11 protein-coding genes and 4 tRNA genes are annotated in these 11,837 nt (G+C 42.0%); 10 read left to right on the top strand and 5 right to left on the bottom strand.

The window, feature by feature from the left end:
* Positions 1-447: 447 nt before the first annotated feature.
* A complete protein-coding gene (locus tag MHN81_RS21575; RefSeq protein WP_023399957.1) occupies positions 448-1,254 on the top strand; it encodes a hypothetical protein in 807 nt (268 codons plus the stop codon).
* A gap of 299 nt (positions 1,255-1,553) precedes the next feature.
* Here the strand turns inward: MHN81_RS21575 and MHN81_RS21580 are convergent, their stop codons facing one another.
* Entirely contained in the window at positions 1,554-2,795 is a 1,242-nt protein-coding gene (locus tag MHN81_RS21580) for an amidohydrolase family protein (RefSeq protein ID WP_239426692.1), read from the bottom strand.
* Positions 2,796-2,805: 10 nt separating this feature from the next.
* Entirely contained in the window at positions 2,806-4,191 is a 1,386-nt protein-coding gene (locus MHN81_RS21585; protein WP_023399955.1) for an amidohydrolase, read from the bottom strand.
* Positions 4,192-4,664: 473 nt separating this feature from the next.
* On the opposite strand from MHN81_RS21585, the gene MHN81_RS21590 reads away from it, so the two are divergent.
* Positions 4,665-5,015 (top strand): DUF3718 domain-containing protein, encoded by a 351-nt coding sequence (locus tag MHN81_RS21590; protein WP_023399954.1) that lies wholly within the window; start codon positions 4,665-4,667, stop codon positions 5,013-5,015.
* Between the two features lie 57 nt (positions 5,016-5,072).
* Here MHN81_RS21590 and MHN81_RS21595 read toward each other — a convergent pair whose 3' ends face one another.
* A complete protein-coding gene (locus MHN81_RS21595; protein ID WP_036976557.1) occupies positions 5,073-5,765 on the bottom strand; it encodes a hypothetical protein in 693 nt (230 codons plus the stop codon).
* Between the two features lie 127 nt (positions 5,766-5,892).
* Here MHN81_RS21595 and MHN81_RS21600 point away from each other — a divergent pair, with 127 nt between their 5' ends.
* On the top strand, positions 5,893-6,747 hold the full coding sequence (locus MHN81_RS21600; RefSeq protein WP_239426693.1) for a fructosamine kinase family protein: 855 nt from the start codon (positions 5,893-5,895) through the stop codon (positions 6,745-6,747).
* A 75-nt stretch (positions 6,748-6,822) separates the two neighbouring features.
* Positions 6,823-7,026 carry a CPXCG motif-containing cysteine-rich protein gene (locus tag MHN81_RS21605; RefSeq protein WP_023399951.1) on the top strand — a complete coding sequence of 68 codons (204 nt, stop codon included), beginning with the start codon at positions 6,823-6,825 and terminating at the stop codon, positions 7,024-7,026.
* Here MHN81_RS21605 and MHN81_RS21610 read toward each other — a convergent pair.
* On the bottom strand, positions 7,023-7,664 hold the full coding sequence (locus tag MHN81_RS21610) for a riboflavin synthase (protein WP_023399950.1): 642 nt from the start codon (positions 7,662-7,664) through the stop codon (positions 7,023-7,025). The genes MHN81_RS21605 and MHN81_RS21610 overlap by 4 nt on opposite strands.
* 136 nt (positions 7,665-7,800) lie before the next feature.
* Here MHN81_RS21610 and MHN81_RS21615 point away from each other — a divergent pair, with 136 nt between their 5' ends.
* From MHN81_RS21615 to MHN81_RS21640, 6 genes are all read left to right on the top strand, one after another.
* On the top strand, positions 7,801-9,162 hold the full coding sequence (locus tag MHN81_RS21615) for an MATE family efflux transporter (protein WP_239426694.1): 1,362 nt from the start codon (positions 7,801-7,803) through the stop codon (positions 9,160-9,162).
* Positions 9,131-10,117, top strand: a complete 987-nt coding sequence (locus MHN81_RS21620; protein WP_023399948.1) for a DUF3080 family protein — start codon at positions 9,131-9,133, stop codon at positions 10,115-10,117. Before MHN81_RS21615 ends, MHN81_RS21620 begins: the two co-directional genes overlap by 32 nt.
* A 101-nt stretch (positions 10,118-10,218) precedes the next feature.
* Positions 10,219-10,295, top strand: a tRNA-Val gene (locus MHN81_RS21625).
* Between the two features lie 36 nt (positions 10,296-10,331).
* Positions 10,332-10,408, top strand: a tRNA-Val gene (locus MHN81_RS21630).
* 31 nt (positions 10,409-10,439) lie between these two features.
* Positions 10,440-10,516, top strand: a tRNA-Val gene (locus MHN81_RS21635).
* Positions 10,517-10,549: 33 nt separating this feature from the next.
* Positions 10,550-10,626: transfer RNA gene (locus MHN81_RS21640), tRNA-Val, on the top strand.
* 950 nt (positions 10,627-11,576) lie between these two features.
* Here the strand turns inward: MHN81_RS21640 and MHN81_RS21645 are convergent.
* Entirely contained in the window at positions 11,577-11,714 is a 138-nt protein-coding gene (locus tag MHN81_RS21645) for a hypothetical protein (RefSeq protein ID WP_239426695.1), read from the bottom strand.
* Positions 11,715-11,837 lie beyond the last annotated feature (123 nt).

Here is an 11,837-nt window from a genome sequence, read left to right on the forward strand (position 1 = left end):
AAGCTTACATAATTTAAAAACTGTTTCATAACAACAAAAAACCTCATTATTGAAATATATAAGTAAACAAAATCAAAAAGTTAAGCATAAAAAATTCTTAAATTAGAAGTTTCAGATATGAAAATAATTATCAAAGCGCTTGAATTTTCAGGGGGTTTACACAATAAAAATTAGCCGCTAGGTTATTTGTCAATCAGCAACGGTTGAACATATAACTTAAGGTTTTAGAGCCCAGCTAATGCCAAGTAATGATGTTAACCGGGAGAGTACATATCAAACTATTCATTTAGGCGTGTATATCTATTTTGCAGATTAAATAGAATTCGGCGCATGAATATATTCATATATCAGAGTGTTAAATGTTAAGTAATAAGGCAATTAACTTCTGCGCCAGACCGTAGTCCAGGGCGAATAAAGTCCTGTATTTAAAAAAACAATGGAGTTCCAATGAAACTAAAATTACTCGCAGCGCTTACAACTGGCTTTTTAGCAACTTCAGCATTTGCTCAAACTTCTGTTCAAGATATTGATGGCTACAACAGAACGACGACATACGCAAATGGCGCTGTTGATCGTATTGTCACTGATTCTTTAAGTGCACGTACATTTGAAGCTTGGGTGTACTATAAGGAAGCTGGCTCTGAGTGTACCAGTGGCTATATTTTCGATGAACTAACTGGTCAGCAATATGGGACTGTCAATATCGGCACAGGCGGCATTGGTGCGACCATGGTTGATACTGTTCATTTCAATAACGGTTTCACTGACGAACAACTCAAACGCAACCGCGTTCTTGCTTTGAATTGCCAAAACTTAGAAGGTGAGCAATTCAAGGTATACCATAAATTCTCAGCGCTGCCTGTTATCACATGGGATACAAACCTAGCTGGCGTTGGTGAGTACAAAAGACCAGATTGTACAGGTGCAAGCTCACACTGTGGCGGCCGCGGATGGTATGAGCAGGTGAGCTATACATCATCACTACACATCGACAACAAAAACAAAGACACTTACTGTTCTTCAACAATGAATGACGGTTTCGAGTCACGCGTATTCAATGGCTACGATAGCACACCACTATTCCACACAAACCATTATGCGCTAGAAAATGCAGTATATAACTACTCTGGTCCTGCGTTTAGACAAACTGTGACTTGTCACAGCCCAGTAGGTGAAGTTCAGCGTACTCAAGTATGGGTTGTATCCGGTGAAAACGATATCAACCTAGAAGTTGATTACACTGTTTACAAGTAATGCATTGAGCCGGTCGAGCTTTAAATGACTCGACTGGCCCTTTAAAGCTCACCACCACAGGGCTTAATGCTAATCACGTATTAATAATTATCAAAGAGAGGCCTTTTCTCTCTTTTTTGGCTTCTAACACCTACTTTACTCAGCAGTCCCTTCCGACTTACCTAAGTTACTTGTTTTTGCGATTACGAAAGCCATGTGTATTCACGCCGGGAAGTGAGTTCAGAATGCACACCTATAATTTAATTTACCATTCAATAAAAAAGGCGCCATATAAGGCGCCTTAATGAATCTATGCCAGGTTATTTCGTGTAACCACGTGGCATTGATGAGTCTGTAGTGTAGCGCTCACGCAATTTATCATGACGTGATTCAGTTGTTACCTGCTCGCCGTTGATCCAAATTTTATCAACTCGAGTGCTAAACTCGAACGGATCCGCAGTCCAAAGAACAACGTCTGCACGCTCACCTTTTGCTATTTTGCCGCCTTCGATGCCAAAAGCATCAGCAACATTTACTGTCATCGCTTTAAGGGCGCCTTGATGTGTCATGCCATTTGCAACAGCAATACCAGCATTGTAGCGCATTTGATATACATTGTGGCTACCGTCACCAGCAACATTCAAAATGACTTTTACACCCGCTTTTTCAAGCTCGCCAGCATTACCAAGATGTGCATGTAGCGCGTCAAAACCAGTTGGTAGGTTTGATACTGAGCTCACAATCACAGGTACTTCAGCTTTAGCTAACTCATCTTTTACAAGTACCGCATCGTCTGCACCTTCAATGATAAGATTCAAGCCAAACTGTTTTTTCAGTTTGATAAGTTCTAGTAGCTGAGAGGCGCGTGATGCAGAAGCCACTACCGGTAGTTTGCCATTAAGAACTTGGATCAGTAACTTTTCTTCCGCTGAAGGATCTTTGTCTTTTTTCTTATCTTTTTTAGCGGTTAACTTTGCTTTTTGCTCAGATAACTTTTTAGAGAAAGCTTGAACAGACGCAGCACGAGAGCCATCGTCGCTCACTGCGCCTAAGTCGACAATAAGCGCTGTTTTGCGATCTGTCACACTGCCAAATTCACCAGATAAGTCTGCGACAAAAGCAAGACCTGAGAACACACCACTTTCACCCCAAGGTAAAGAAGGCACGCTTACATTCTGTGTTACTCCACCTTTTCTCGCATATGGGATAAGGCTTGAACGGGGGTTAAACGCAGAGCTTGGATCAAACTCAAGACCTGACTTGTCATATGCATCTACAGAACGAGATACAGCACCCACTTCAACCAAACCTAGATGGTTCATTGACCCGATAAGGCCAGGCGTTAAAATTTTCCCTTGTGCATCCACTGTAACATCAGCATTAAATGACTGAGGATTCACCGCTTTAATTTTGCCGTTCTCGATAACAACAGTTGCGTTTTCAAGCACGCCTTGACTGGTTAGTGTATGCACCGTGGCGTTGGTAATTGCTGTTACTTGAGCGAATACCGCCGAAGAGCTAAGCAACGCGCCAGTTAGGATAGATAATTTAAACTTGTTCATTGTTGCTCCCCTAGCGCTGACCTAACATAAAATCACTTACTGCTTGGTATTTACTGTCTTGGCGATCATAAACTTTTGCGCCATCGATAAATACTTTCTCAGCTTTTGAATAAACGCTAAATGGGCTTTGGTCCCAAATAACCACATCAGCTTGTTTGCCTGCTGCAATAGAACCTGTAAGCTCTTCGACACCTAGAGACTTAGCTGCATTGTAGGTGATCCATTTAATGGCATCTTCTTCTTTAATGTCAAAACCAACTTCATTGGCTGAGTACATAACTTTTGCAGCTTCGTGATTCAGACGCTGAATTGTTGTATCAGAATCAGAGTGGATCACAGCACACGAGTTCTTAGCAGCGTCAACAATGGCGACGTTTTCAAGAGACATGTCATATGCTTCCATTTTGAAGCCCCACCAATCTGGCCAAAGTGCCGCACAGTTGCCATTTTCACCCAGAAGATCAGCAACCTTGTATGCTTCAATACCGTGGTGGAAAGTACCCGCGTGGTAACCAAACTCTTTAGAAAGGTCGATCATCATGGCCATTTCCTCTGCTTTGTAGCAGTGGTTATGGATTAAGATTTCGCCATCTAGTACACCACGTAGCGTATCTAGCTTGATGTCACGATGAGGTGCATCAGGGTTTAAGCCAGCTGCATACTCAGCTTCATATTGCTCCCAAGCGCGCTTGTATTCTGACGCTTCGATCCACGCTTCACGGTAACCTGCCATGTTACCCATACGTGTTGTAGGTGCAACGCCTTGGCCGCCGTATACACGTTTAGGGTTTTCACCACACGCCATTTTTAGGCCATACGGTGCATCTGGGAATTTCATGCCTTGCATGGTTTCAGACGGAACATTTTTTAGTGTAACTGCACGACCACCGAATAAGTTTGCAGAGCCTGGTAAGATTTGTAATGACGTAATACCGCCTTCACGCGCACGGTTAAAACCTGGATCTTGCGGCCATACCGAATGCTCTACCCAAACTTGAGCTGTATTCGGGTTGATCATCTCATTACCATCTTGGTGAGACTCAACGCCAGGGCTTGGGTATGCGCCCAAGTGTGAATGGTTGTCGATGATGCCTGGTGTTACCCACTTACCTGCCGCATCGATGGTCGTGTCTGCACTCACAGACAAATCTTTGCCAACCTGGCTAATTTTACCGTCAACGATGTAAACATCAGCATCATTGATTCTTTCACCAGTACCGGTCAGAACTGTTGCATTTGTGATTAAGGTACTTGAAGTTGAATGAGGCTTATAAGTACTTGGGTAAGGGTTTTTCTCGATTGTGACTTTATCTTTTTGAGGACCAGTGTCTTGCTGGCAACCTAAAAGAGCTGTGCTTAGAGCAAGCACGATCACAGAGGGTTTGAACATATTCATATTTTCATCTCTGTAGTTTTTGTGACTGTAGTTATCAAAGAGACTGTAGCGAAAATTCACAAAAATTTCGATGCAAAAACCTCAAAATGCCATAAATTACGATAAATTACGTGAGAAATTGCAATATTGTATAACAATCAGGCACGACTTATGATTGCTCAGGTTGTTTTTTAGACACACTTTTACATACTTCGACATACTTTTGAAATAGGTTTTAATAGAAGGAGAAAAAGCTGCTAAATACGTCGAAACATCACGCTACCGGTCTGTTAACAAAATAATATCTGAAGTTTTTTTTTGTCAGCTTGAAACAAGTTAGTACGGCTTTTTTATTTTAATTAGATGTACTTACACAAGCAAAAATACAAATACATAATTCCTTACATTCGTACAATCTTCCCTTACAGCATTTTGAGTCGTTCAGAACAATACTCTAGTGGAATCGCACCTAAAAATCTGTTTGGAGAATAACGATGAAAGTACTAATGACCGCTGCTGCACTGACTGCGCTTGTATCTGTATCAAACGCTCACGCCGTTGAATTTGTTGCGGCTGATGACAGCCATGCTACTGAACTATGTATGGCTTTCGCCTCTGATCGCCCTCATATCATGCTTAAAGCGATGCGCGGACAACACACCGCCAAAGTACGTATTACCAATAAACTCGAATGCAACGACATGAATTTAAGTGAATTTGCTCATATGTACAGTTTAACGCGTACCGCCAAATTTATGAAAATTGATATAGAAACTGAAACATCTATCAAAGATATTGCACAAACTGAGTCAACACTGCCTGTCGTTTTATCTGGCTCTAAATAATGACTGATCAAATGGTGTGCATAAATTCGTTATCTATGCACACCTAGTTGAGTCAAGTTAGAGGATACTGGCGATCAATCCGAATAACCCGCCAAATACACCACCCCATACAACAAGCCATCCCAAATGAGTATGGATCATGTTTTGTACGATATTTTTAACCATCACCGGTGTTAACTCGTTGAGCCTTTCATCTACCGCATGCTCAATTGCCGTACGAATTGATTCAAGAGATTGTCCATTCGTTAACACTCCAGATATTTTGTCTTTAAAATCTGGCTGCTCGCTCATTTCTAACAAAGCCTCTTTCATTTTATCGGTAAAAGTATCTCGCATTGGTTCAATGGCTTCTTTACCCCCTACCATCGCTAGCATTGCGCCAAACTGAGAGCCTTCTATCACTTGAACAAGTTTGTTAAAGGCAATCGATAGATCTGCATGTTCTATCACTGGATTCAAATCAATATCGACCTGGTTTTTTTCAGCAAAGCTCTTTAACTTATCTTGATTAAAAAACTCATCTAAAATGAGCTCTTTAATGGCAATTTTAAACTCTTTGAATTTAATGGTAATAACGCCTGAACCATACAATCCGGGGACTTTTTCAAATAACATATGTACTGCAAGCCAGTTGGTAACAGCGCCTGAAAGCGCAAACAGTCCCATGGTGAACAGCAGATCATGATTTAAACCATAGCCAACAGCAACTAACATTGCAGCCATCAGGTTGGTGATAACACTTTTATTCAATGTGAACATCCAAAACATTTCAAAACTGGTGGCTATTCTATTAGATTTAAATTTGCACTCAAGTATTTGTGTTATAGCGAAAATCGATCATAGTTAGATCAAGTGCTCACTCGCCACCGGGCTAACTATGTGGAACCTAGTAAACCAGTACATCAGTGAAGCGATTCACGACAATTTTGAATTTACTCGAAAAACCCAGCTCCCCAGCAACCACAAGTCCAAAAACTATAAAATTGAAAATGACAGGCACAGCTTTCTGGTAAAGGTTGACCACATTAGTGCATTAGAGCGCTATGAGTGCGAAGCGGACAATCATACATTGCTTACTCGTGATAGTGATTTTTTAGTGGCCGACCCTGTGACGATTGGCTCTAGCCTTGAGTATTGCTTTAGCGTGTTTGAGTGGCTACCGTCGCAAACAGACAAACAAGACTGGTACCTGTGTGGCAGCACGCTTGGTAAAATGCACAGCCGCCACGAGCAGGAAATGTTTGGATTCGAACAAGACAATTATATCTTGGGCCTTTCACAACCAAATCAATGGCATAAGAAATGGTCAGTATTTTTCGCAGAAGAGCGCATTGCCTGGCAATTGCAATTATTACATGAAAAGAACATAGAGCTTGTGGATATCGATAGCTTTGTCGAATACATCAAGCCCTTAGTCAACCATCCTGTACAACCTTCTCTCTTACACGGTTATTTTTGGCGCGGTAATATCGCGTTTTCGAATGATAAACCCAGTGTATATTGCCCGGCTTGTTATTACGGGGATAGAGAAGTCGACATCGCCAACAGCGAATTATTTGCTCAGTTACCTGACGCTTTTTACACTGGATACAATGAAGCGTACCAAATTGACAAAGGATATCAACAACGTAAGCCGATCTACCAGTTATATAGTTTACTCTGTCATGCTAACGTCTTTGCTGGTGACTACGTCATTCAATCAAAACAACAGATCGAGCACATCCTAAAATAGCCGCAACATTGCGGTAATAATTGCAATAACTGCTATAGTAAGAAAAGGAGTTCAGGCGGTTGTTGGAGCCATATTATGAAGCAGCTGTATAACCAACGGATCAGCTGCCCCCACTGTGGTCATCATATATTTGTAGACTTAGATATCAGTGAGGGCGACCAAGATTTCTACGAAGATTGTGCCGCATGTTGCAATCCAATTCATTTAAACATGCACATTGATGAAGCCATCAATAAATTGGAGTTAAGAATCGACAGTGACGACGAACAAATCTTTTAGCCTATTGGGTTCAACGTATTTTTTCGCAGGTAGTGCTCAACCGTGTTGACGATAGTGTAAGTTTGCTGATCGACTTCAATGTTGAGCTTGTCACCGTCTTGTACTTTACCAATATTTGTAATAGATAGAGTTTCAGGGATGAGGTGAAGCCAAAATCCGTCTTCATCAACTTCACCGACAGTGAGGCTAGCGCCATTTACTGCAATAAACCCTTTGTAAAAAACATACTTGGCCCAGCTTGCATCCAACAGCAGTTTTATTTTCACATTTTCAGCCGTTTTAACGACACAGTCTACCGTGGCTATATCATGAATATGCCCGGATACAATATGCCCGCCCAGTTCAGTACCAAACGTCACCGAACGCTCAAAATTCACTTTATTGCCACACTTAAGTTCGCCCAAATTGGTTAATTTCAAAGACTCATCAATGACATCAAAGCTTACTTGTCCAACTACATCGGATTGACTCGTTTCAAATTGCACAACGGTTAAGCAACATCCATTCACAGCAATGCTGGCACCTATTGTGAGTTGTTGCAAATGCTCATTGCCAACAGATAACACCAAGCGCATGACGCCATCATTTAATATTGCACTGACAACAGATGCCTGAGTTTGAACAATTCCAGTAAACATGTTTTTTCCGAGGTAAAAATTATGCCGCCATTCTACCTGATGCCCAGCCCTGTCGAAACATATTTACACACTTATTTCGTAGATAAACATCACAAACTTCAATAGAATGCACTTTTTGAAATTACTGAGTTTTAGGATGAAGTTTGAACTCTGGGAAGCCAAAAAGTTAATTAGACTTGCCACACCCGTTCTATTAGCCCAAGTTACTCTCGTGATGATGTCTGTAGTCGATACCATGATGGCAGGACAAGTTAGTCCAAACGACTTGGCAGCACTTTCCATTGCTACTGGGGCACTCAACCCACTGATGTTTTCGTTGCAGGCTATTTTATTGGCACTCACTAGTATGGTTGCCCATAGTGTCGGGGCCAATGATCATGACAGCATTAAACGTTACTTCCAGCAAGGCTTATATTTAGCTGTCATGCTGTCGTCTTTAGGGTTTATAGCCAGCTATTTCACACCGTATTTATTTGCCAGTACAGGCGCAAGTCCTGAGATTGCGCAAATGGCACAAGATTATATCGATTATGTTAAATATGGACTGGTAGCGTTTTTGATCTTCTCTGTGTACCGAAATGTTACTGAAGGCATGGGTAACACCAAGGTTGCTTTTTATATTGGCTTACTTGGTTTAGGGATTAACGTTATCGCTAACTACATTTTTATATACGGCAAATTGGGTATGCCAGCACTGGGAGGTGCCGGGTGCGGTGTTGCCACCAGCATCGTTATTTGGACTATGGCTATTGCACAAATTTGCTACAGCCTAAGAAGCAAACAACTAAAAGGCAAATGGTTGCTCAGTGACTTTATGAAGCCGCACAAAGAGACCATTTTGCAAATAACTAAACTCGGCTTGCCTATCTCGTTTGCCACTTTTTTTGAGGTGACTTTATTTGCGTGTATCCCACTCTTTATTGCCGATTTAGGTGCAGTAGCCGTTTCTGGACATCAGGTTGCAGCAAGTGTAACCATGATCTTATTTATGCTACCGCTAAGTTTATCCATGGCAATAGGTATAAGAATTGGCAATATCAGTGGACAAAACAATATTGAACGACTGGTCAATGCAACCTACACCAGCTTTATACTGGCCGTTGGTGTTGCTGCTATTGTGGCACTCGGTACCTACTTGGTTAGATATGATATTAGCTGGCTTTATACACAAGAAAAAGAAGTCGCCATGCTCGCATCGAGTATAATTATACTCGCCTGTGTCTACCAATTACCCGATGCGCTGCAAGTTGCTGCAAATGGTGTTTTACGGGGCCTAAGATATACCAAGCCTATTACTGGCGTTACCTTTATCTCATATTGGGTAATCGGTTTTACCCTTGGATACGTATTGGCAAAAACAGACCTAATAGTGCCTGCGATGGGACCGACTGGCTTTTGGGTCGGCATTATAGTTGGTCTTACAGTAGCTGCTGTGATGCTGATATATTTTGTGAGGAGAAAACTCGTTGAAATGCAAACTGCTACTTATAGCACTTAGCACGGTTTTGTTAGGGTGCACACCTGCGCCCAGCGACACGAATCAAACATATACCGAACGCCTAGGAAAGGTATTCGATACTGATGGGTTATCTATTGAAGCGCTGAGTGTGTTGCCACACTCAGCCATCGACAAGCCGAAATCTAGTTATACAATATCTGTGATAGATCTTGCCAAACTCGGGCATTGCCGCGTTTCTACACACATTGCAAATCACAACAATCAACTAGGCAAGCTTGCTAAACCTAGCGAACAATTTAAGTATGCACTTAACTTCATTGCATACGCGCAAGCATGCATCGATGACGATAGAACACCAAAAGATGTGCAACAAGCCTTGGAGCTTGCAAGACAAGAAAAACTTGCGCAGCTCTACCCTATGCTCGCTTATGTATTTACCCATGAAAAAGAACTTACCCAGTTTTTTACGCTCACTTTCAGTGAAGTCCAGCGTGAAACCAGCCAAGGGGAAATACATGCCCTAGAAGCGTTAAATACGCTGACAAGCTTAATAAAGGATTTAAACGAACCAAACAAAGCCAATGGCACTATGCTGACAGATGCACTTGAGAAGCTTAATAACAATAGTTATGTGCAAAGTTTGATCACCAGTACCAGAGTCCAAATAGCTTGGAACAAAACAACCACGGCATGGCTTAGCTCTTTGGCGTTAGAGCGCAAAGTCTGCCCGGCTGGTAAAAACAAAAAGCGCGCTCAGGTACTCAACAACGTATTTCAAAAGTTCTATATCCAAGATATTCAGGCTTATCAATCACAGCTTGCCAAACGCTTACACGACATTGAGCCTCACTTTCAAACTTTTACAGATAAATTTGGCGGACAAGACTACCCTAATGTCGTCACACCATTAATAGCCGAGCTAAAGCAATCCGCCAAAAGCCACGTTTACTGGTGGCAAAACTTCTACAAAGTGTGCAAAGTTAGTCCGTTGTGATCGAAAAAACCGCAGACAAACAAAAATTTAGCAAAGTTACTTGATCCATTTCGCAGAGCACTATATATTAGCCGCCGTTGCCAAGAAACACGGCACATTGTACGACCGTAGCTCAGTTGGTTAGAGCACCACCTTGACATGGTGGGGGTCGGTGGTTCGAATCCACTCGGTCGTACCAACTTAATTTAGTTAAGTTATATAACAGTTTTATGATACGACCGTAGCTCAGTTGGTTAGAGCACTACCTTGACATGGTAGGGGTCGGTGGTTCGAATCCACTCGGTCGTACCAACGTTAACTAAATTAAGTAACATTTTATAGTACGACCGTAGCTCAGTTGGTTAGAGCACCACCTTGACATGGTGGGGGTCGGTGGTTCGAATCCACTCGGTCGTACCAACTTAACATCGTTAAGTTATATAGTTTTATTGTACGACCGTAGCTCAGTTGGTTAGAGCACTACCTTGACATGGTAGGGGTCGGTGGTTCGAATCCACTCGGTCGTACCAAGTTCTAAGCTCCCTCTCTTATTTTAAAATCCTTTTTAGCTCCTGAGAATAAAACGCTACTACTGTATTTAGATCTTCATCCTATCCGTACAAATTGCAACAACTGTGCATTTACTATTGATCACCGATCACCCGATAAATTTGGAGCCGATATTTGACGAAGTTGACACTATAAGAAATGAAAACCGGCATGATTCAGCACAGTACCTTATGTCATTGTTATAGTTGTGAGTACCTTTATGTTTATTGGATGGGATAAGCATAAAAATATAGCTAATTACATGATTATTTATCTGGCTTATATAAAGAAGTTCTGTGTTAGTTTTTGGAGTAAAACCATAAAAACTGGACCCTGAAGCAAGTTCAGGGTGACAGAAGTTCTCTAATTAACAATAAAGTTTCACCTTGTGCAAAAACATTACTCAGTACCAGCTAAAACGGCTTATTCCACCTAGCACAAAGGGAATGTACTCACACCATTCGCTGTCATTAACCCCGTTGCACCATACCGTCATCCCGGACTGGCTTCGGGATACATGTAAAGCTTATAACCGATACGTAGTTATCTTATGCAGCACGACGCTCTTCACCTTGCTTTGTAAGAAGAAACCAAGTTCAGTTCCGTTTTTTGGTATTTTCGTCCATAAATACTGGGCCCTGAAGCAAGTTCAGGGTGACATAAGTTCTCAAAAAATGTACTCACTGCGTTCGCCGTCACTACCCCTTTGCACCATACCGCCACCCCGGACTAGCTCCGGGATCCATGTAAAACTTATAACCGATACGTACTCACTGCGTTCGCTGTAATTAACCCGTTGCACCATATCGTCATCCCGGACTGGCTCCGGGATCCATGTAAAGCTTATACCCGATACGTAGTTATCTTATGCAAAACAACGCTCTTCACCTTGCTTTGTAAGAAGAAACCAAGTTCAGGGTGACAGAAGTTCTCAAAAAGTGTATTCACTGCGTTCGCTGTCACTACCCTGTTGCACCATACCGTCATCCCGGACTGGCTCCGGGATCCATGTAAAGCTTATAACCGATACGTACTCACTGCGTTCGCCGTCATTACCCCGTTGCACCATACCGTCATCCCGGACTGGCTCCGAGATCCATGTAAAGCTTATAACCGATACGTAGTTATCTTATGCAAAACGACGCTCTTCACCTGCTTTGTAAGAAGAAACCAAGTTCAGTGACGTTTTTAG

The organism is Pseudoalteromonas sp. Of7M-16, from assembly GCF_022347805.1.
Classification (GTDB): Bacteria; Pseudomonadota; Gammaproteobacteria; order Enterobacterales; family Alteromonadaceae; genus Pseudoalteromonas; species Pseudoalteromonas luteoviolacea_F.